Source organism: Butyricicoccus sp. AF18-9LB, assembly GCF_027684505.1.
Classification (GTDB): Bacteria; Bacillota; Clostridia; order Oscillospirales; family Butyricicoccaceae; genus Agathobaculum; species Agathobaculum butyriciproducens.
The window spans coordinates 1-22087 of record NZ_JAQCWA010000010.1; the positions used below are offsets into that span (position 1 = coordinate 1).

The following is a 22087-nucleotide window of genomic DNA, read 5'->3' on the forward strand; positions in this document are numbered from 1 at the left end:
AAAACCGCAGGTTGTCTACCCTCTTGTGCGCCTGCCGCGCGTAGCGGCAATTCCCCGCTGTGGTTCACGGCAAAGCTCCCCGCCCGGACAGGGCGAACCGCCTGCGCGGTTCGGGCACACCGGACAGCCTGTGCCGCCGTTTCCGTATCGGCTTTTCGGTTTGCATAGGGCAACAATTTTGCCCGCATATTGACTTTCGGCTGCGCATATGCTATCATAAAGCGCAATAAGGGAGTAGTCGGCGCGGTTGTTCCGCCGCGCGGCAGAGCCAACATACTGAGGAGGACGCTCCTCTGGTTTTGCATGAAATGACGAGACTTATCTGTTCTACGCGGCAGATGGGTCTTTTTTTGTGCCTGTTTTCCGCCGGATAAACGACTGAGGAGGACAAGAAAATGGGTTTGCTGGAGTTGTTTTTGATCGCAGTCGGTCTGTCGATGGACGCGTTCGCGGTGTCTGTCTGCAAGGGACTGAGCGTGCGCACGCTCAAGGCTAAGCACGCGGTCATCTGCGGACTGTATTTCGGCGGCTTTCAGCTTTTAATGCCGCTCATCGGCTTTGCACTCGGCGTGCGCTTTCAGTCGCTCATTACGAGCATTGATCACTGGATCGCCTTCGTGCTGCTGGGGCTTATTGGCGCAAACATGGTGCGCGAGTCGCGCGAGCACGATGACGAAAGCGTCAGCGATTCGTTCCGCTTTATGACCATGCTGCCGCTTGCGGTTGCCACGAGCATTGATGCGCTTGCGGTCGGTGTGACGTTTGCGTTCCTGCAGGTCGATATCGTTCTGGCGGTGTCGTTCATCGGTGCAACCACGTTTGTGCTGTCGTGCATCGGCGTGAAGATCGGCCATGTGTTCGGCACAAAGTACAAGTCCCGCGCAGAGCTGTTCGGCGGTATCGTGCTGATTTTGATGGGTCTCAAAATTCTGCTGGAGCATTTGGGCTTCCTGGGATAAAGCGGATTTTACCGTTCCACAGCAAAAAAGAGCACGCCCAAGGGCGTGCAATTTTTTTTGCAGCTCCTGCCGCATTTCGGCAAAGCAGAAACAGGCAGGACAGGCGCACCGCAGTGCGCCGCATTCAATTTTCTATAAAAGTCAGGGCGTGTACCTGACTTTTATCCCACTGCCTCGGGACACGTGTCCCGAGCCTCGTCCGCCGTGCGGACGAGAGGGGGTTATCCGAGGCAGTTCCCAAGGAAACTGCCTCGGTAACTAAGGGGGACAGCGTCCCCCTTAGTGGCAGGCGGCTTCGACGCCCGCCATATCCTGCACGGTCTTGCAGGTCAGCTCCTTGCTGATCTTGCCCGCAAAGCCGGTCAGCGTCTTGCCCGGACCGATCTCGCACGCCGAGGTCAGACCGGCAGCCATGCCGTTCTTCACCAGCTGCGTCCAGCGAACCGGAGAGATCATGTGCTGCTCGAGGTGTGCCGGCAGGTCGGAGCAGTCGTAAACCTTGCCGTCGAGGTTGGAGTAAATATCCATCTTCGGTGCGGAGAAGGTAAAGTCCGCAACGTAAGCGCGCAGCTCTGCGGCAGCCTTTTCCATCAGCGGGGTATGGAATGCACCGGATACCGCAAGCGGGAGCGCACGGCGTGCGCCGGCAGCCTTGCAGTTTTCGATCGCCTCTGCGAGAGCCGCCTTTTCACCTGCGATAACCAGCTGACCCGGGCAGTTGTAGTTTACCGGACGGACCACGCCGGAGGTCACCTTCGCGCAGGCTTCTTCAATTACGCTGTCCTCCAGACCGAGGATAGCCGCCATGCCGCCGTCGATCGAGTCCGCTGCCTGCTGCATCAGCTTGCCGCGCATGGAAACGATCTTCACGCCGTCTGCGAGGGAAACAACGCCTGCAGCCGCCAGTGCGGTGTATTCGCCGAGCGAGAAGCCTGCCGCTGCCTTGAATTCCACGCCTGCTTCCTTCAGTGCAGCCCAGGCTGCCATGGAATGGGTGAAAATCGCGATCTGGCTGTTCTCCGTGCGGGAGAGCGTTGCCTTGTCGCTCTCAAAGCACAGCTTGGCTACATCCAGACCGGCGCCTTCGCTTGCTTCCTCAAAAACCAGCTTGGCAGCCTGCGAGTTCTCATAAAGATCCTTGCCCATGCCGGGGGCCTGTGCGCCCTGACCCGGGAAAAATGCAAAACCGTAGTTCACGTTTCGTTCCTCCAAAATAATAATCAAACGCTGACAGCACCGTATTTTAATAGATATTTTCGCACAAAGTGTTGCTAAATAATAACGGTCTGTCTTGACAATCTACTGTGCTTTTATTATAATAGTCGGAGAATACTTTGTCAATCTAACTATTGTCGCTTTTCCACGCTTTTTGGGAGAGCGATTTGGACTTTTTAGGAGCGTGGAAATCATCAACAGTAAATTGATCGGCACGGGCGCCTGCATTCCGGATTTTGTCCTGACCAACGCCATGCTGGAAAAAATGGTAGATACCAGCGATGAGTGGATCGTGCAGCGCACCGGTGTGCGCGAGCGCCGCATCGCAAAGAATACACATACATGGGAGCTGGCGCTCGGTGCCGCACAGGACGCACTCGCGGACGCAGGCATCACCGCAGAGGAGCTTGACCTCATTCTCGTCAGCACCTGCTCGCCGGATACCAACACGCCGAATACGGCGTCTATCCTGCAGGACAAGCTGGGGGCACGTCAGGTCGGCGCGTTCGACATCAACAATGCCTGCACCGGCTTTGTCTCCGCGACCGACATTGCGGACAGCTACATTAAATCCGGCAAGGCAAAGACCGTGCTGGTTGTATCGGCGGAAACGCTTTCGCGCATCGTGGACTACACCGACCGCTCGACCTGCATTCTGTTCGGCGACGGTGCCGCTGCGGCCGTTTATCAGGCGACCGAGGACGAAACGGTTGGCATTCTGTCCACCTTCACCGCGGCAGACGGCTCGGGTGCAGAGTACCTGCACATGGAAGCCCTGCCGGTCGAGGATCCGCTTTCCGGCGACCGCACGGTGGACCCGAAGGCGCGTTTCCTGAAAATGCAGGGTGCACCGGTCGTGCGCTTCACCGCAAGAGCCGTACCGCTTGCGATCGACACCGCACTCAAGCGGGCGGGCGTCACCGCAGAGGAAATCGACTGGGTGGTGCCGCATCAGGCGAATCTGCGCATTCTGGATGTTATTGCACGCAGATACCATCTGCCGAAGGAGAAGATCTACGTCAATATGGACCGTTTCGGCAATACCTCGTCGGCAAGCGTGCCGATCTGCCTGAACGAAATGCGTAAAAACGGCCTGCTGAAGGAGGGTCAGACTATTGTCTGCACCGGTTTCGGCGGAGGCTTGACTTATGGCGCATTTGTGATTAAACTATAATATTGGATAAATCCGGACGGTTCTTGCAGCCGTCCGGCATTATCTGTTAGACAAATTTAAGGTAAATTGTCTAAAATATGCACGCTGTCTATTATTTGCGTTAAAATATGTTATAATAATTTACTACCTATTAAAAAGGGGAGAACAAACCTATGAAAACCAAGATCACAGAACTTCTCGGTATCGAATATCCGATCGTGCAGGGCGCTATGGCGTGGATCGCGGAGCACCATCTGGCTGCTGCGGTTTCCAAGGCAGGCGGTCTGGGCATTATCGCGGGCGGCGCGGCTCCGGTCGATTACATCCGTGAGGAGATCCATAAGGCGCGTGCCATCACGGACAAGCCGCTCGGTATGAACATCATGCTGCTCTCCCCGAATGCGGACGATCTGGCACAGCTGGCCATCGACGAGAAGATCGAAGTGCTGACCACCGGTGCAGGCAATCCGGGCAAGTATATCGCGGACTGGAAGAACGCAGGCATTAAGGTTATGCCGGTCGTTGCTTCGGTTGCACTGGCAAAGCGCATGGAGCGCGCAGGTGCAGATGCGGTTATCGCAGAGGGTATGGAAGGCGGCGGCCACATCGGTGAGCTGACCACCATGCCGCTCGTTCCGCAGGTCGTAGACGCACTGAGCATTCCGGTCATCGCCGCAGGCGGCATTGCAGACGGCCGCGGCATGGCAGCTGCCATGATGCTTGGCGCCGAAGGCGTGCAGTGCGGCACGATCTTCCTTGCAACGCCGGAGTGCCAGATTTCGGAAAAGTATAAGGAACTCGTCCTCAAGGCAACCGACATTTCGACCGTAGTTACCGGTCGTCCGTCCGGTCATCCGGTGCGTTCGCTCAAGACCCCGATGGCGCGCAAGTGCCTCGAGCTCGAGAAGCAGAACACCGATGCCTCCCTTGAGGAGCTTGAGAAGGCAACCGCCGGTTCGCTGCGCAAGGCCGTGCAGGACGGCAACTATGAGGAGGGCACCTTTATGTCCGGTCAGATTGCGGGTATGCTCAAGGAGCTGCATCCGTGCGAGGAGATCCTCAAGGGCATGACCGCACAGGCAGAGGACCTTCTGAAGAACGCTTACAAGAGATTTGAATAAGAGCGGAGAGTGAAGAGATAGGAAAACTCCTCACTCCTGCCTGTCTATAGAATGGAGTAAACAATGAGATTAGCAATCGTAACCGGCGGTTCCCGCGGCATTGGCGCGGCAATCGCGGAAAAGCTGGCGCAGGACGGCTTTGACGTCCTCATCAACTGTGCGTCCTCGGTCGAAAAGGCTGAGGCTGTGGCGGAGAAGTGCCGCGCGCACGGCGTCGACGCTTATGTGAAGAAGTGGGATGTTGCGGACTATGACGCCTGCAGCACCGCGCTCAAGGAAATTAAGGAAGAGATCGGCGTACCGTTCGTTCTCGTCAACAATGCGGGCATCACCCGCGACGGCCTGATGGTCCGCATGAAGGAGGACCAGTTCGATGATGTTATCCGCACCAACCTCAAGGGTGCCTTCAACATGCTCAGCCTGTGCGGTGCGATGATGATGCGTGCAAAGCAGGGCCGCATCATCAACATCACCTCGGTTTCGGCGTTCACCGGAAACTACGGCCAGATCAACTACACCGCTGCCAAGGCGGGTATGGTCGGCATGACCAAGACCGCCGCCAAGGAGCTGGGTGCGCGCGGCATTACAGTAAACGCGGTCGCTCCGGGCTGGATCGCCACCGAGATGAGCGACAAGGTGCCCGAGGACATCCGCGAGAACGCCAAGAAGCAGATCGCGCTCGGCCGTTTCGGCAAGCCGGAGGAGATCGCAGGCGTGGTTGCCTTTCTGGCTTCCGACGCTGCAAGCTATATTTCCGGCCAGACGATCATCGCGGACGGCGGACTTTATTAAGGCATCACCGGACAATTCGCCTGCGGCACTTTGCGGTAATTTTCCGCTCTGATGTCGTTCCGGATTTTTGCAATACACAAAGTATTGCTGCAAACCCGCGCCTAATCAGAACGCAAAATTCCTGCGCAAATTGCTCTTGCCGAATTATCCGGTGATACCTTTTTGCTGCGTGGAATAAAAATTGCGATTAGATAAATGCGTGATATTGGAATGAAGGAGCAAATATATGGAACGTGTAGTAATCACCGGCATGGGTGCCATCACTCCGGTCGGCAACGATGTGCCGTCGTTTTGGGAGTCGCTCAAGACCGGCAAGTGCGGCATCGGTCCCATCACCAAGTTTGATGTATCCGATTTTAAGGTAAAGCTGGGTGCAGAGGTCAAGGATTTCGACCCGACCCAGTATATGGAGAAGCGTGAGGCGCGCCGCGCAGATGCAAATGTGCATTACGCAATGGCGGCAGCGATTCAGGCTGTCGAGCAGGCGGGCCTCAAGGAAGGCAATTTCGATCCCTATCGCACGGGCGTTATCTTCGGCTCGGGCGTAGGCGGTCTGCACGTTGCAGAGCAGGAGGTCCCGAAGCTGCTCGAAAAGGGTCCCGGCCGCGTTTCGCCGTTCGCTATCCCGGAGATGATCGCCAACATCGCGGCGGCTTATATCTCCATGCACTTCGGCTTCAAGGGCGAGAATTTCTGCCCGGTCTCCGCGTGCGCGACCGGCAACCACTCCATCGGTGAGGCAATGCGCGCCATCCGCCACGGCTATCAGGATGTTGTTGTCTGCGGCGGCACCGAGAACGGCATTATCCCGATCTCGATGGCAGGCTTCCAGAACATGAAGGCGGTTCACATGGGCGAGGACCCGACGGCGGCTTCCATCCCGTTTGATGCACGCCGTTCCGGCTTTGTCATGGGCGAGGGCGCAGGCTGTCTCGTACTCGAGAGCCTGACGCACGCACAGCAGCGCGGCGCGACCATTCTGGCAGAGGTGGCAGGCTACGGTGCCTCCGGCGACGCTTACCACATCACCAGCCCGTCTCCGGACGGCGATGCGGCTGCACACGCCATCCGCGGTGCCATTGAGGATGCCGGTCTGACCCCGGCTGACGTTGACTATATCAACGCGCACGGCACCTCCACGCCGCTGAATGAAAAGTATGAGACCATTGCCATCAAGAAGGCGTTTGGCGAGGAGGCTTACAACGTAAAGGTATCCTCCACCAAGTCCATGACCGGCCATCTGCTGGGCGGCGCGGCTGCGGTTGAGGCCATTGCCTGCGTTATGGCAATCCGCGAGGGCATTGTACCGCCGACCATCGGCTACAAGGAGCCGGATCCGGAGTGTGATCTGGATATCACCCCGAACAAGGCGGTTGAGATGCCGATCAATGTTGCCATCTCCAACTCGCTCGGCTTTGGCGGCCACAACGCCTGCATCCTGATCAAGAAGGTATAAAAATGGACATCAAAGAATTGAAAGACATCGCGCTTGAGCTGATGGACGCGCTGGCTGCAAAAAAGCTGGGCGAGGTCGAGATCGAGCTGGATAACGCAAAAATCAAGATCAAGGCAGCTGAACCGGCTCCCGTGATCGCTGCAGCATCGGTAGCAGCGGCGGCACCGGCAGCGGCGCCGGCGGCAGCACCCGCAGCGGAGAGCGCAGACGCGGCACCGGCGGCTGAGGAGCAGCTTCCGGCAGGCACGCAGGTGAAGAGCCCGCTGGTCGGCACGTTTTATTCTTCTCCGTCTCCGGACGAACCGCCGTTCGTGCTGGTCGGTCAGCAGGTGAAGGAGGGCGATACCCTCTGCATCATCGAGGCGATGAAGATCATGAACGAGATCAAGGCACCGTGCGACGGCAAGATCATCCGCATTATGGCGCAGCCGGGCGATATGGTGGAGTATAACCAAGTCCTTTGTGTTATTGAGTAAGACGTAAGCATCTGCCGCGCATCAGCGCGGATTCAATAGAATTTGCATAGCAAATTCATAAAAACGGGGAGCAAGTATCACCGTTTTTATACCGATAGAGGGAGAAAGTTTCGACCGACGGGAGGAACTTTCGTACGACTTGGGAACGGTCCACGATCCGTTCCTATTACCGGCAAAACTGTAGTTTTGCGGTAATTATCTTGCTTTTTAGATTGAGAGGGATTATAATATGCTGAACAAAGAACAGATCATGGAGATCCTTCCGCACCGTCCGCCGATGCTTCTGGTGGACGAGATCCTCGAAATGGACGAGAACCATGTAGTCGGTGCGCTGCACCTGACCGGCGACGAGTTCTTCTTCCAGGGCCACTTTCCGGGCAACCCGATCATGCCCGCAGTGTTCCGTCTGGAGGCGCTCGCACAGGCAGGCGGCGTAGCGCTGCTGTCCCTGCCCGAATTCAAGGGCAAGACTGCGGTCTACACCGGCATTGACAAGGCGAAATTCCGTGCAATGGCAAAGCCGGGCGATACCCTTCGTCTGGAGGTTACCTTCACCAAGCGCCGCGGCCCGATGGCAGTAGCCGAGGGCGTTGCCTGGGTTGGGGACGAGAAGGCCGCCGAAGCGGAGATCAAATGCATGGTCATCAATGACTGAGGCGGGAGAGAGCTAATCGAATGTTTCAGAAGGTACTCATTGCGAACCGCGGCGAGATTGCGGTCCGCATTATTCAGGCCTGCCGTGATTTAGGCATTATCTCGGTGGCCGTTTACTCCGAGGCTGACCGCGAAGCGCTGCATGCGCAGATCGCGGACGAAGCGGTCTGCATCGGTCCGGCCCGTGCGGCGGACAGCTACCTGAATATGGATAATATCATTTCGGCGGCGTTGGCTTCCGGCTGTCAGGCCATTCATCCGGGCTTCGGCTTCCTGTCCGAGAATCCGGATTTTGCCGAGCGCATCACGCAGGCCGGTCTGGCGTTTATCGGCCCGACTGCGGCAACCATCCGCCTGATGGGCGACAAATCCGAGGCAAAGCGCAACGCGATCGCCGCAGGCGTTCCGGTCGCGCTCGGCACGGACGGCCCGCTGCGCGATTTTGACGAAGCCATCTCCGAGGCCGAGCGCATCGGCTATCCGGTCATGCTCAAGGCGGCATCCGGCGGCGGCGGCAAGGGCATCCGCGTGGCCGAGAGCGTCAAGGACCTCAAGGACGCGTACGACAGCGCCGCTGCAGAGGCTATCGCCAACTTCGGTGACGGCCGCCTGTACATGGAAAAATATATTCACAATCCGCGCCATATCGAGGTGCAGATTCTGGGCGATAACTACGGTAACGTGGTGCACCTGTTCGAGCGTGAATGCTCGGTGCAGCGCCGCCACCAGAAGCTGATCGAGGAAAGTCCGTCAGCTTTCGTCACGCCCGAGCTGCGCGAGAAGATGACCTCGGCGGCTGTTGCGCTGGCAAAGCGCGTCGGCTACCGAAACGCGGGTACGATCGAATTTCTGGTCGATAACGACCGCAATTTCTACTTCTGCGAGATGAACACCCGCATTCAGGTCGAGCACCCGGTCACCGAGGAGGTCACTGGCGTAGATCTGGTCTGCGAGCAGCTTCGCGTGGCGGCAGGCGAGCCGCTGTCCTTTAAGCAGGAGGATCTGACCATCCGCGGTCACGCCATCGAGTGCCGCATCAACGCGGAGGACCCGTCGAGAAACTTTGCACCCTGTCCGGGCACACTGGTGTCCTTGCATCTGCCGGGCGGTCCCGGCGTGCGCGTGGATTCCGCGGCTTATCAGGGCTACAAGATTCCGCCGTTTTACGATTCCATGATCGGCAAGCTGATCGTCTACGGCGCCGACCGTGAGCAGGCCATCGTTCGCATGCGCCGCGCCCTCGCGGAGATGCTGTTTGAGGGCGTTGTGACCGCAACCGACTATCAGATGCACATCCTGTGCTCGAAGGCGTTTGTGGAAGCAAACTTTAATGTTAATTCCATCGCAAACGGCGATTTTGACTAAATCAATTATTATGGTATAATAGATTTAGCACAAGCATAGTTGAATCCGAAGGTCTTACAAAATCAGCGTATTTTGAAAAGCGAAGTTTTTGTAATCCGAAGGATTTCAGAGGCAGTACCGCACGGTTGGACAAGAGCGATTTGCGAGATGTTTTGTTCACTGGTGCGGCGCGGACTTGCAGCAATACTTTGTGTATTGCAAAAGTACGCAACAAAACCAGGGGGCAAAACAGCCGCAAAGCGCCGAAGGCCAATCGTGCGGTACTGCCTCCAAACGAAAGGGGAGTTACGCATGGGTCTGATCGACCTGTTTCAAAAAACACGCGAGACCTCTATGGAAATGAAACCGCAGGAGGACGAAGCGGCCAAGGTCGTAACCTGCAAGGGCTGCGGCGCAGAACTGAAGGCGTATGCCTACGGCAAGAATCTGTATGTGTGCCCGCACTGCGGACGCTACGGACGACTGCTCGCGCGCACGCGCATCCGTCAGATCGCGGATAAGGACAGCTTTGAGGAGCTGTACGCCAATCTGGCACCGGCGGACCCGATCCACTTCCCGGGATACGCAGAGAAAACGGCAGAGCTGGCTGAAAAGGTCGGCATGCCGGACGCAGTCAAGACCGGCGTGTGTAAGATCGGCGGCGTGGAAACCGCGATCGGCGTCATGGACAGCCATTTCATGATGGCGTCCATGGGTTCGGTCGTTGGCGAAAAGCTGACCCGCCTGTTTGAGTACGCGACCGAAAAGGGTCTGCCTGTTGTGCTGTTCACCTGCTCCGGCGGTGCGCGCATGCAGGAGGGTATGTTTTCGCTGCTGCAGATGGCCAAGGTGTCTGCGGCGGCGCGCCGTCACTCGGATGCCGGCCTGCTGTATATCACCGTGCTGACCGACCCGACCACGGGCGGCGTTACCGCGTCGTTCGCCATGCTGGGCGATATTATCCTCGCGGAGCCGCGCACGACCATCGGCTTTGCCGGCCGCCGTGTCATCGAGGGCACCATCGGTCAGACCCTCCCGGACGATTTTCAGTCCTCGGAGTTCTTGCTATCGCACGGTTTCTGTGATAAAATAGTTCCGCGTAATCAACTCAGAGAAACGCTGGAAAAACTCTTGAAGCTGCACTGTGGCTCCAAGTCCAAGAAATGGCAGGTGTGGCGTCGTGATTAACAAACCCGCAAGTGAAAAAATGCGTATCATCCACGATACCAAGCGCCCGATGATCACGGATTATATCAATGAGCTGTTCACCGACTTCACCGAGCTGCACGGCGACCGCTATTTTTCGGACGACCATGCCATCCTCGGCGGCGTTGGCTACTTCAACGGCACACCGGTGACGGTAATCGGCCACCGCAAGGGCCGCACCATTGAGCAGAATATGGACGCTAACTTCGGCATGGCGCACCCGGAGGGCTATCGAAAGGTCTTGCGTCTCGCGCATCAGGCGGAGAAATTCCACCGCCCGGTCATCAACTTTGTTGACACCGGCGGCGCGTTCTGCGGCGTTGGCGCGGAGGAACGCGGTCAGGGCGAGGCCATTGCCCGCTGTTTGTATGAGTTTATCGAGCTGAAAACGCCTGTTATCTCTATCGTGACGGGTGAGGGCGGCTCCGGCGGCGCACTGGCGCTGGCGGTGGCAGATCGTGTGCTCATGCTCGAGAACGCCCTGTATTCGGTTATTTCGCCGCGTGGCTGCGCGTCCATTCTCTGGAAGGACCCCAAGCGCGAGGCGGAGGCAGCGGACACGCTGCATATCACCGCGCAGGACCTGTACAGCTTCGGTATGATCGAAGGCATCATTCAGGAGGGCACATCCTCCGCACAGCTTATCCGCAATGTGGCGCGCACGCTGCGCGACCAGCTTGCCGAACTGGATGTTGAGCCAGACATCGACACGATGCTGCAGAAACGGTATGAAAAATTCCGCAGAGTCGGAGTTTTCAGAACAATAAATCAAGAAAGTAATGAAGGAGTGTAAATCCCATGTTTGAAAAGGTATGTGAGATCCTGGCAGACAAGTTTGACGCTGACGCTTCCACCATGACCATGGACACCAAGGTCAAGGAGGATCTGAACGCAGACTCTCTGGACGTTGTAGAGCTGATGATGGACCTCGAGGAGAACTTCGGCGTAACGATTTCCGACGAGGAAGCTGCTAAGATGAGCACCATCGGTGACATCGTAAACTACATCGAAGCAAATCAGTAAGATTTCGTTTTGAGCATGAAAAAGCCACCGTTTCTTTGAAACAGTGGCTTTTTGCTGTGTACAGCGTGTTTTTTTATTTCACGGTCAAGATCATAGTCATGGTGTCCGCGTTCCAATCCACGCCGAAGCCGAGGGCGTCGCCAAGGTCGCGCAGCTTGAAGTAGTTGTTGCCGCCGATGGAGTAGGCGGTAAGGGAAAGCGGCTTGCCGTCCAGATAAACGGAGGCGTTCGTGAGAGATGCGGCCTTATTGCCGGCGGGCAGGGCGGCCTGCTCACCGCCGACCGCGGTGTAGGCGGTCTTGCTGGTCAGGTCGATGCGCTGCTGCGCCGCGTTCCACTTGACCTCAAAATTGGTGTCCAGACCCTTGAGCGCCTTTGCGAGATCGCGCAGCTTGAAGTAGTTGCTGCCGTTGATGGTGTACGCGCCAAGCTTTACCGACTCGCCGTTGAGCGTTACCTTGTGGCGGGAAACATGTGCGGTCGGGTTGGTGAGTTTACGCAGGGAGGCGATGGTGTCCTGCAGAGCCGCACGCGGAGACAGCGCACGGTCGCTGTTGTAAGGACTTTCCCAGAAGGAGTAATACTGCTCGTCCATATCGCCGGTGAAGTCGAGGATAGCGGAGGAAAATTCTTCTGCGGTAACGGACTGACCGTTGATAGTTTTGACTGGTGTCGGTGTCTCGGCATCCCAGTCGAAGCCGTCCGTGTAAGTGAGGACCACAACGGCTTTATCGCCCTGTTTGGTCCAGAAGGTGACCGGATTGTTATTCATTACTTCCTGACCAGAGACCAGATACGCCTTGTCTTTGCCAACGTAAAACTGGGTGCACGGCGAAACGTCCGTGCCGAAGTTGCTCACGCCCTCCGGAATATCCAGCGCGTAGATTTTTCCATCCGCATACGAATACATATGCTGCCCGTCCAGACCTGCGCCGCAGTACAGCTCGGGCGTGCCGTCGCCGTCCATATCGACCAGCTTTGCCATGGAGAGGCCGGTCAGCAGTCCGCTGAAGCCGTCATCTGTACGCGCGGCAGCCTTGCCGTACTGGTTTTGCAGCGTGACGATCTGGTCGAGGTACGCCTTTGCACCCTGCGGTGTCAGTGTGCCGAGGTCAGCCGCGCCTGCCGCGCCGACTGCCATCGCGCCGGTCAGTACGGTGCAGAGCATTGCCTTTCCGATTTTGTTCATAAAGATTCTCCTTCCTTTTATCCGGCTTGCGCCTTTTCTTCATTGTACGGCAGCAGCTTGTCTGCGTCAACTGTATCCTGAGCGGAAATTTTCTCAGTTAGCAAAATATTTTACAATTTAGAGCGGATATATCGCCGTAATTTTGACGATAAAATAGGTGGAAAAGCAACAAAAAAACGGGTATAATATATTCCGTACGAAAATAATCCCGCTGATGGAGGAATAGAATATATGATCCGTAACGATTTACGCAACATCGCCATCATTGCGCACGTTGACCATGGCAAGACCACTCTGGTCGATCAGATGCTCAAGCAGGCTGGCGCTTTCCGCGAAAATCAGGTGGTAGAAGAGCGTGTCATGGACTCGGGCGATATCGAGCGTGAGCGCGGCATTACCATTCTGGCAAAGAACACCTCTGTACATTACAAGGGCGTAAAGATCAACATCGTAGATACCCCGGGCCACGCCGACTTCTCCGGCGAGGTAGAGCGTATCCTCAAGATGGTAGACGGCGTTGTTCTGCTGGTTGACGCAGCAGAAGGCCCGATGCCGCAGACCCGTTTCGTGCTGCAGAAGGCACTGGAGTTCGGTCACAAGATCATCATTGCGATCAACAAGATCGACCGTCCGGACGCTCGTCTCAACGAGATCGGTGACGAGGTCCTCGAGCTGCTGCTCAACCTTGATGCGACCGACGAGCAGCTGGACAGCCCGATTGTTTACTGCTCCGGCCGTGCAGGCACCGCTTCCATGTCCCCGAACGTGGAGGGCAAGGACCTGACCCCGCTGTTCGAGCAGATCCTCGAGCACATTCCGGCACCGCAGGTTGACACCGAAGGCCCGACCCAGATGCTCGTTTCTTCTATCGACTACAACGAGTACGTTGGCCGTATCGGCATCGGCCGTATCGAGCGCGGCTCGATGAAGGTAGGTCAGCAGGTTACCGTCTGCGACTACCACGGCAACACCAAGCCGTATAACGCAAAGCTGGTTACCCTGTACTCCATCGAGGAGCTGGGCCGTCAGCCGATCGAGGAGGCACAGGCAGGCGAGATCGTTTGCTTCTCCGGCATCGAAGGCGTTACCATCGGTGAGACCCTGTGCGACCCCGAGCACGTTGAGGCTCTGCCGTTCGTTAAGATTTCCGAGCCGACCGTTGAGATGACCTTTATGGTAAACGACTCTCCGTTCGCCGGCAAGGAAGGCAAGTTTGTTACCTCCCGTCACCTGCGTGAGCGTCTGTTCCGTGAGCTGCTCAAGGACGTATCCCTGCGCGTTAACGAAACCGACACCACCGATGCATTCCGCGTTTGCGGCCGTGGTGAGATGCACCTGTCCATTCTGATCGAGAACCTGCGCCGTGAGGGCTACGAGTTCCAGGTTGGCGCACCGAAGGCGCTGCTCAAGGAGATTGACGGCAAGACCTGCGAGCCGATGGAGCGCATGATCGCAGACGTTCCGGCGGATGCAGTCGGCGCGATCATGGAGAAGATGGGCTCCCGCAAGGGCGAGCTGGTTTCCATGAACCCGAAGGGCACCGACCGTATGCGCCTCGAGTTCATCATCCCGGCACGCGGCCTGTTCGGCTACCGTACCGAGTTCCTGACCGATACCAAGGGCGAGGGCGTTATGTCCTCCGTATTCAACAGCTATCAGCCGTATAAGGGCGATATCCAGAAGCGCACCACCGGTTCTCTGATCGCGTTTGAGGCCGGCGAGGCTGTCGGCTATGGCCTGTTCAACGCACAGGATCGCGGCCCGCTGTTCATCGGCCCCGGCACGATGGTATACGAAGGCATGATCGTCGGCGAGAACCCGCGCGGCGAGGACATGGCTGTAAACGTCTGCAAGAAGAAGCAGCTGACCAACATGCGTGCATCCGGCTCGGATGATGCGCTGCGCCTGATTCCGCCGCGCCAGATGTCCATCGAGGCGGCTCTCGAGTTCATCTCCGACGATGAGCTGCTCGAGATCACCCCGGAGAGCATCCGTATGCGCAAGCGCGTTCTGTCCAACACCGAGCGTCTGAAAAAGACCAAGGGCGGCAAGAAGTAATTGTGGCAACGCCACACGGTTGCATCTTCGGCGCTTTACGGAAATTTTGTGCCTTGATGTTGTTCCGGCTTTTTGCAATACACAAAGTATTGCTGCAAAGCCGCGCCTAATCAAGACGCAAAATTTGCTCGTAAATCGCTCTCGATAAACCGTGCGTCGTTACCACTGGCTACGCCACAATTGCGTTTCTGTGCGGATTTTATGCACAAAAGCACTCATTTCACCCTGTTATCAAAAAATAAAGATATATAAAGGAGAATTCCCACCATGGCTATCAAGGAAGTTCTGCACACTGATCTCGCACCGGCAGCAGTAGGCCCGTACTCTCAGGCAATCGCTGCAAACGGTTTCGTATTTACCTCCGGTCAGGTTCCGATCGACCCGAAGGAGGGCAAGATCGTAGCAACCACCATCGAGGAGCAGACCGAGCAGGTTATGAAGAACCTGCAGTGCGTTCTGGCACAGGGCGGCGTAGGCTTTGACCGTGTGGTCAAGACCACCTGCTTCCTGTCCGACATCAACGACTTTGCTGCATTCAACGGTGTGTACGCGAAGTACTTCCCGGAAGGCGCTCCGGCTCGTTCCTGCGTTGAAGTAGCTGCTCTGCCGCTCGGCGCTAAGGTAGAAGTAGAAGTAGTTGCAGTACAGGGCTAAAAGCCTGCGGTTTTTTCGATTCAAAGGACAAGTCCTTTGAATCAAGGGACGGTGTCGCCGCGCGTGTCCGTTTCACGGACAGGGCGGGAACACCTGCTGCAGCAGAACACCCCGAAAACTTTCTGGTTTTCGGGGTGTTTTACTGTTTGTTAAAAATGGCAGGCGCATGTCCTGCCATTTTTGTCGCGCACGTGCTCCATTTTATGCGCTCCGCGGCGTGAGGGGTTCTCTGGGTGCAGAAATCCCTGCGGGATTTTATGGGGGTGGCGGAAACGCGGTCGTCCGCGAAAGGCTCGGCGGCACGCGCCGCCTGCCTTGTGGGTGTCTTAATTTTCCGTTACTCGAATTCCCACCAAAACGCTTGCTTTGCGGCCTTTGTATGCAAACGGCGAAAAATATTATGCGGTGAGAAGAAATTTATCGAAAAATGATAATGCAATTTGCGGCATACTGTTGTATAATAAAGCTATATCGGAAAATCTGGTCGTATGACCCTTGAGAAACGAAAGGATTTCTGCGATGAATAAAGTAAATGCCGTCATGGTTGGCGGCCTGTTTGACGAAAGCGGCATTTCTGCCTTTGCGCGTCCGGTGCTGTTCGGCACTGCGGGCGATGCAATGCGGGATGCGCTGCCTGATGCGGTGGAGGCGTGCTTCTTTGCGCACGACGACAGGGAGCCTGCCGTTGCCGGCGCACAGGATATCGCGCTTGATGCCGCAAATCGTTTTGCCTCGCTGGCTGCGCTGCCGGAGAGCGAGCACGTTCTGGTGTTGGCGGCTCCGTTTGCACTGGCAGAGGAGGATGCGCTGTTCCATCTGGCCGAGACGCACCTGAACACCGGTTACGGCGTCAGCGTACTGTCTGCCGAGCAGCAGGGCTTTGACGCGGAAGGTCAGCCGCTGCCGAGAGACAGCCGCTGCTATGCCGCCATGTTCACCTGGGATATGCTGAAAAAGGCACTCGCGAGCGGCGCTGATACGCTCGACGGCCTGGTTGCGGCGGCTGTTGCAGCCGGTGCGCAGAAGGGCATTGCCATCACCAACAAGATTTACGTCATCTGCGACGGCACTGCCGCCTTTATGGCGCAGGTCGAGATGATGCAGCGTGTCAACTTCGGCCTCATCAAGAAGGGCGTGCAGATCTTCGATCTGACCAGCACCTACATTGCGCCGGACGCTGATATTGCTCCGGGCGCGACCATTCTGCCCGGCTGTCACATCCGTCCCGGCTGCAAGGTCGGCGCGGGCGCGGTCATCGGCCCGAACACCATCCTCGAAAAAGCCGAGATCGGCGCAGGCACCACGGTAAACAATTCGCAGGTTTATGAATCCACCGTCGGCAGCAATACCACGGTCGGTCCGTTTGCCTATATCCGCCCGCAGAGCGTGGTCGGTGACGGCTGCCGCATCGGCGACTTTGTAGAGCTGAAGAAGTCCACCATCGGCAACGGAACCAAGGTTTCGCACCTGACCTATATCGGCGACGCGACCGTTGGTGAGCGCGTCAACTTCGGCTGCGGCACGGTCGTTGTCAACTACGACGGCTATCACAAGTACCGCACGGAGATCGGTGACGACTGCTTCATCGGCTGCAACACCAACCTCGTTTCGCCCGTCAAGCTGGGCGACCGCGCCTTTACGGCTGCCGGTACGACCGTCACCAAGGACGTTCCTGCCGGTGCGCTGAGCGTTGCGCGCGCCCGCCAGACCAATCTTGAGGGCTGGAACGACCGCCGCCGCGCCGCACACGAGAAGGACGAAAAGTAAATCCATAAAACGTATATAAATCCACACGGAACAAAAAATATATTTATATGACGGAGGCAAACAATGATTTCTCACGGAAAAAATATCAAAATTTTCTCCGGCAACTCCCATCCCGCACTGGCGATGCAGATCGCTTCTGCGCTCGGACTGCCGATCGGCAAGGCTGCCATCTCTACCTTCGCTGACGGCGAAATCTCGGTTTCCATGTCGGAATCCGTTCGCGGCTCGGACGTGTTCCTCGTACAGTCCACCTGCGGTCCGGTAAACAACAACCTGATGGAGCTGCTCATCATGATCGACTCCTGCAAGCGTGCATCGGCAGGCCGTATCACGGCTGTAATCCCGTATTTCGGCTACGCTCGTCAGGACCGCAAGAGCAAGGCACGTGACCCGATCTCCGCAAAGCTGGTCGCAAACCTTATTACCGCTGCAGGCGCTGACCGCGTGCTGACTATGGACCTGCACGCTGCACAGATCCAGGGTTTCTTTGACATTCCGGTGGATAATATGCTCGGTTCTTCCGTTCTGATCCCGTACATTGCGGGCAAGTTCGGCGTCGGCACCGATGATACCGTTATCGTTTCTCCTGATTTGGGCTCGGTTACCCGTGCCCGCAAGTTCACCCAGAAGCTGGATATGCCGCTTGCCATCATTGACAAGCGCCGTCCGAAGGCCAACGTATCCGAGGTTATGAACATCATCGGCAACGTAGAGGGCAAGAAGTGCATTCTGGTTGACGACCTGATCGACACCGCAGGCACGCTCGTGCACGCAGCGGACGCTCTGGTAGAGCGCGGCGGCGCAACCGAGGTTTACGCCTGTGCAAGCCACGGTGTACTGTCCGGTCCGGCGATCGAGCGCATCCAGAACAGCCCGATCAAGGAGCTGACCATCCTCGATACCATCCCGCTGACCAACGACAAGAAGCTGGATAAGATCAACGTTCTGCCGGTTGCACCGGTGTTCACCGAGGCGATCGCGCGTATCTACGAGGAGACGTCCGTATCTACTCTGTTCGATTAAGTTTTTGCATGGAAAAGAGCTGCTGCATGGGTGCAGCGGCTCTTTTTTGTATATATTTTCTGCACCGGCTGAGCGGGGGACACGAACGGCGTCAGCGGGTTCGCCCTTTCCGGGCGGCAGCCTTTTTTCAGCACCGGCTGAGCGGGGGACACGAACTGCCGTAGGCGTGTTCGCCCCTGACGGGCGGAGAGTTTTTCGCTGAGGTTCAGCGGGGGAGTTGCGCTCTGCGGAGCGCGGGAGACTGCCGCGCCCGCGGCTGGGGCAAAAAGGAAGGACAACCTGCGGTTTTCCTTCCTCTTTGAACTCCTACCTTTCCCTTCTTTGTTAGCTCGGCGAAAATCGGAGAGCGGCGACCGCTTCGAAAAGGGGAACGACAGAGGATTTTTCCTCTGCTACGGACGGACTACCTTCGGAGTCCGTCCTCTTGAGCAGCCTATTCGCAGGGTCAGATACCATTCTGCTACACAGGTCGGCTACTTCCAGCAGGCGCGGCATAACCGTGCCGCGCAACTCGTTAGTCTGGAGATTACGGAAGGCACCTACGATTTAGGTATTTGGTACAGTTTATCTTCGCAGGCCCTGTCTATTATAACGTGCGAACAAGTTGCGCAACACTGTTATGTTGCGCCTGCGGAGACCCTCCGACCTGTGTAGCAGTACACTATCTGTGAACTGCGAATATGTTGCGAAACAAACGCAAGAGTAACCCGACTGCCGTTCCCCATTTTCGAAGCGGTCACATGTCGGTAATCTGCGCCAGACCCTCCCCAAAGGAAGTGGGAGTTAAGAGGGTAGAAACCTTGGTGTCTACCCTCTTGCCCCGCCGCGGGGCGCGGCAGTCCCCTGCGCGGCGTCAGCGCACTCCCTCGCCGCGGGGCGCGGCATGCTCCCGCCACAGCGGCGGCGCACTCCTCGCTGAATCCAGTGGAACCAATCAACGGCTTGCAGCAATGATAGAAAGAGGTAATCCATGAAACTATTAGTCATCGGCGATGTGGTCGGTGAGGCGGGTATCGACGCGCTTCACGGCCTGCTCCGCCGCATCAAGCGCGACACCGGCGCAGATTTCGTCATCGTAAACGGCGAAAATGCAGCCGGAAACGGCGTTCTCCCGCGTCAGGCAGATGACATTTTTGCCGCCGGCGCGGACGTGATCACGCTCGGCAACCATGTGTTCGGCAAGCAGCAGATCGTGCCGTATCTGGACAGCCGTTCGGATGTTCTCCGTCCGGCCAATCTTGCGCCGCAAAGCCCCGGTCGGGGCTGGGGCATTTATGACGGCCCGCAGGGCATGCGCCTGCTCGTCATGAACCTGATCGGCCGCTGCGACATGAAATTCGGCCCGGATAATCCGTTCCTGTGTGCAGACCGCATTCTCAAGGAAAACGAGGGCATGTACGACGTGGCGCTTGCCGAAATCCACGCGAACGCCACGAGCGAAAAGCTCGCCATGGGCTATTACCTCGATGGCCGCGCGGCGGCTGTCTGGGGCACGCACACGCATGTGCAGACCGCGGATGAGCGCGTCAATCCCAAGGGCACCGGCTATATCACGGATATCGGCATGACCGGCCCGATCGTGTCCGTGCTCGGCGTGCGTGTGGAGCAGTCCATCGCCATGTTTCGCGGTGACCTGACCGAGTATTTCAAGACGGCCGAGGGCGACTGTGCAGTTGCCGGTGCGCTGTTCGATATTACGAGAAACGGAAAATGCAATTCTGTCACCCGCGTGTGGGAGCGCTGGAATGTGAGATAAAGTGTACGCAGATGCACAGTATCGCACTTTTGATACACGATTGCGCATTGTGAAACGGATTTTGCCATGCGGAAACGTTTCCGTAAAAAAGTCCTATCGGCGGACAAGTGACCGTGTCGGGAAAACAGTGAGAAATCCCTCAGGTTTTGTACATTTTGCAAGAACTTGTAATTCAACTTGCAAAAAAAGCAAAATCACAGTTGACGAGAGGGTGGGTTTTGCGGTATGCTATAATCGAAAGACAATGGGGCAAAGGTTAAGAAATTTAACCGGCCCGGTTAGCATGCCGTGGCGAGGGACTCCGCGGTGCTTAAGGAGGAAATGATACAGATGAACTCATTGCTCACCAAATTCACCTTTACCGATGAATTGACCGATGTCATCGAGAACTGCAAGGGCGTATTTGTTCCCACCAGCAAGGCGGAACTGTACGACATGGTATTCGGTCCGGAACATGCCGACGTGTACGACGTTGTATTCGATGTACCGGGCAAGGGTCAGATCAAGGAAGCTGACGTTGTACGCTGCAAGAACGGCGCATCCGTCAACTTTGCAGAGGATTACATGCGCCGCCGCGAGCCGGACTGCATGCGCATCGCAGACGACAAGCCGACCGACAAGAAGCGCTTTGCGGATGTGTACGGCTACAAGTTCGACAAGCTGCGCCGCGAGACCATGGACTGGTTCAAGACGCAGGAGCTGATCCTCATGCCGTTTAATTCCGGCGGCAACCAGTACGGCTACGGCTCCATGCTCGTATGCCCGAAGCAGTGTGCGTTCTTCGCATTCGCGCTGGCACATCTGCAGGGCTTTGTAAGCGCAGAGGAGACCGAGGGCTACAAGCCGCGTGCGATCATCTATGTTGCACCTCCGTTCCGTCACACCCACTTTGAGGGCAAGCAGGTCGTTGTTCACAACCGTCTGGATGACTGCCACGAGGTATTCTCCTATAACCTGTATCCGGGCCCGTCTGCCAAGAAGGGTGTTTACTCCGTACTGCTCGACATTGGCGAGCAGGAGGGCTGGACCACCTGCCATACTTCTGCAGGCCGTCTGATCACCCCGTACGAGAACGAGCTTGTCATCATGCACGAGGGCGCTTCCGGCGGCGGCAAGAGCGAGATGCTGCAGGACATCGCCCGCGAGCCGGACGGCGAGGTGCTGCTCTCTACCAACACGGTAACGGGCGAAAAGACCTACCTGCATATCAGCTCCACCTGCAAGATCGAGCCGGTGTGCGACGATATGGCTACCTGCTATCCGGGCGTGCAGAATAACTCCGGCAAGCTGGTACTCGTTGACGGTGAGGACGGCTGGTTCCTCCGCATGGACGGCGTAACCCACTACGGCTGCGATCCGGTTTACGAGCGTATCTGCACCGAGCCGAAGGAGCCGCTGTGCTTCTTCAACATGGAAGGCCATCCGGGTGCAACCCTGCTGATCTGGGAGCACACGCTGGATTCCAACGGCAAGCCGTGCTCCAATCCGCGTGCCATCGTGCCGCGCTGGGATGTTCCGAACATCGTCAAGGAGCCGGTAGAAGTAGACGTACGCTCTTTCGGCGTTCGTATGCCCCCCTCCACCCGCGATAACCCGAACTACGGCATCATGGGTATGCTGCATATCATTCCGCCGGCACTGGCTTGGCTGTGGCGCCTGATCGCACCGCGCGGCTTCAATAACCCGTCTATCGTAACCGGCAACGAGCTGAAGAGCGAGGGCGTTGGTTCCTATTGGCCGTTTGCAACCGGCAAGCGCGTAAAGCAGGCCAACCTGCTGCTGCACCAGATCGTGGACAGCCCGAACACCCGCTACGTCCTGATCCCGAACCAGCACATCGGCGTTTACAAGGTCGGCTTTGCGGCTGAGTGGATCTCCCGTGAGTATCTGGCACGCCACGGCGGCGCAAAGATCCGCCGCGAGCACCTTGAGCCGGCACGCTGCCCGCTGCTCGGCTACGCGATGAAGGATCTGACCATCGACGGCCAGAAGATCCGCTCTAAGTTCCTGCGCGTTGATACGCAGGACCGCGTAGGCACCGACGGCTACGATGCAGGTGCAAAGATCCTGACCGACTTCTTCCGCAAGGAACTGGCGAAGTTCGATACGCCGGAGCTTGAGCCGCTCGGCAAGCAGATTATCGACTGCTTCATGAACGGCGGCACGCTGGAGGACTTCGAGAAGATCACCCCGACGGGTCTCTGATAAAACGAAAAAGAAAATCACCGAAACAAATCGTTT

General features: G+C 57.1%; 19 protein-coding genes. 17 read left to right on the forward strand and 2 right to left on the reverse strand.

The genetic code is table 11. The features are described 5' to 3' along the window. Positions 1–395 precede the first annotated feature (395 nt). Positions 396–959 carry a manganese efflux pump MntP gene (locus PGY33_RS07750; protein ID WP_270478028.1) on the forward strand — a complete coding sequence of 188 codons (564 nt, stop codon included), beginning with the start codon at positions 396–398 and terminating at the stop codon, positions 957–959. A 279-nt stretch (positions 960–1238) separates the two neighbouring features. Here PGY33_RS07750 and fabD read toward each other — a convergent pair whose 3' ends face one another. Beyond that, positions 1239–2156 carry an ACP S-malonyltransferase gene (gene fabD / locus PGY33_RS07755; RefSeq protein WP_270478030.1) on the reverse strand — a complete coding sequence of 306 codons (918 nt, stop codon included), beginning with the start codon at positions 2154–2156 and terminating at the stop codon, positions 1239–1241. A gap of 202 nt (positions 2157–2358) precedes the next feature. Here fabD and PGY33_RS07760 point away from each other — a divergent pair, with 202 nt between their 5' ends. The 10 genes from PGY33_RS07760 (at position 2359) to acpP (ending at position 11399) form a co-directional block, all read left to right on the forward strand. Next, on the forward strand, positions 2359–3348 hold the full coding sequence (locus tag PGY33_RS07760) for a beta-ketoacyl-ACP synthase III (RefSeq protein ID WP_243029897.1): 990 nt from the start codon (positions 2359–2361) through the stop codon (positions 3346–3348). Between the two features lie 152 nt (positions 3349–3500). Then, on the forward strand, positions 3501–4448 hold the full coding sequence (gene fabK / locus PGY33_RS07765; RefSeq protein WP_118478368.1) for an enoyl-[acyl-carrier-protein] reductase FabK: 948 nt from the start codon (positions 3501–3503) through the stop codon (positions 4446–4448). A 63-nt stretch (positions 4449–4511) separates the two neighbouring features. After that, positions 4512–5240, forward strand: coding sequence for a 3-oxoacyl-[acyl-carrier-protein] reductase (fabG, locus tag PGY33_RS07770; protein WP_270478059.1), 729 nt, complete (start codon positions 4512–4514; stop codon positions 5238–5240). 226 nt (positions 5241–5466) lie between these two features. Next, positions 5467–6696: a beta-ketoacyl-ACP synthase II gene (gene fabF / locus PGY33_RS07775; protein ID WP_118360849.1), complete on the forward strand. Its 1230-nt coding sequence runs from the start codon at positions 5467–5469 to the stop codon at positions 6694–6696. Positions 6697–6698: 2 nt separating this feature from the next. After that, positions 6699–7172, forward strand: coding sequence for an acetyl-CoA carboxylase biotin carboxyl carrier protein (gene accB, locus PGY33_RS07780; RefSeq protein ID WP_118478370.1), 474 nt, complete (start codon positions 6699–6701; stop codon positions 7170–7172). 229 nt (positions 7173–7401) lie between these two features. After that, complete coding sequence (fabZ, locus tag PGY33_RS07785; RefSeq protein WP_199667351.1) at positions 7402–7827, forward strand: 3-hydroxyacyl-ACP dehydratase FabZ; 426 nt, start codon at positions 7402–7404, stop codon at positions 7825–7827. 20 nt (positions 7828–7847) lie between these two features. Next, entirely contained in the window at positions 7848–9191 is a 1344-nt protein-coding gene (gene accC / locus PGY33_RS07790; protein WP_117488862.1) for an acetyl-CoA carboxylase biotin carboxylase subunit, read from the forward strand. 291 nt (positions 9192–9482) lie between these two features. Next, complete coding sequence (gene accD / locus PGY33_RS07795) at positions 9483–10358, forward strand: acetyl-CoA carboxylase, carboxyltransferase subunit beta (RefSeq protein ID WP_110435153.1); 876 nt, start codon at positions 9483–9485, stop codon at positions 10356–10358. Positions 10359–10377: 19 nt separating this feature from the next. Continuing rightward, positions 10378–11169 carry an acetyl-CoA carboxylase carboxyl transferase subunit alpha gene (gene accA, locus PGY33_RS07800; protein WP_270478149.1) on the forward strand — a complete coding sequence of 264 codons (792 nt, stop codon included), beginning with the start codon at positions 10378–10380 and terminating at the stop codon, positions 11167–11169. 5 nt (positions 11170–11174) lie between these two features. Then, positions 11175–11399, forward strand: a complete 225-nt coding sequence (acpP, locus tag PGY33_RS07805) for an acyl carrier protein (protein ID WP_110435152.1) — start codon at positions 11175–11177, stop codon at positions 11397–11399. A gap of 73 nt (positions 11400–11472) precedes the next feature. Here the strand turns inward: acpP and PGY33_RS07810 are convergent, their stop codons facing one another. After that, positions 11473–12588 (reverse strand): stalk domain-containing protein, encoded by a 1116-nt coding sequence (locus PGY33_RS07810; protein ID WP_118478376.1) that lies wholly within the window; start codon positions 12586–12588, stop codon positions 11473–11475. A 231-nt stretch (positions 12589–12819) separates the two neighbouring features. Here PGY33_RS07810 and typA point away from each other — a divergent pair, with 231 nt between their 5' ends. From typA to PGY33_RS07840, 6 genes are all read left to right on the forward strand, one after another. Continuing rightward, positions 12820–14646 (forward strand): translational GTPase TypA, encoded by a 1827-nt coding sequence (typA, locus tag PGY33_RS07815; RefSeq protein ID WP_118478378.1) that lies wholly within the window; start codon positions 12820–12822, stop codon positions 14644–14646. Positions 14647–14913: 267 nt separating this feature from the next. Further along, positions 14914–15300, forward strand: coding sequence for a RidA family protein (locus tag PGY33_RS07820; RefSeq protein WP_118478380.1), 387 nt, complete (start codon positions 14914–14916; stop codon positions 15298–15300). A 519-nt stretch (positions 15301–15819) separates the two neighbouring features. Beyond that, positions 15820–17067: a DapH/DapD/GlmU-related protein gene (locus PGY33_RS07825; protein WP_118478382.1), complete on the forward strand. Its 1248-nt coding sequence runs from the start codon at positions 15820–15822 to the stop codon at positions 17065–17067. A gap of 63 nt (positions 17068–17130) precedes the next feature. Further along, positions 17131–18090 (forward strand): ribose-phosphate pyrophosphokinase, encoded by a 960-nt coding sequence (locus PGY33_RS07830; protein WP_117488850.1) that lies wholly within the window; start codon positions 17131–17133, stop codon positions 18088–18090. 970 nt (positions 18091–19060) lie between these two features. Beyond that, a complete protein-coding gene (locus PGY33_RS07835) occupies positions 19061–19846 on the forward strand; it encodes a TIGR00282 family metallophosphoesterase (RefSeq protein ID WP_118478386.1) in 786 nt (261 codons plus the stop codon). Positions 19847–20176: 330 nt separating this feature from the next. After that, complete coding sequence (locus PGY33_RS07840) at positions 20177–22051, forward strand: DUF4914 family protein (RefSeq protein WP_117488846.1); 1875 nt, start codon at positions 20177–20179, stop codon at positions 22049–22051. The last annotated feature ends 36 nt before the right edge of the window (positions 22052–22087 follow it).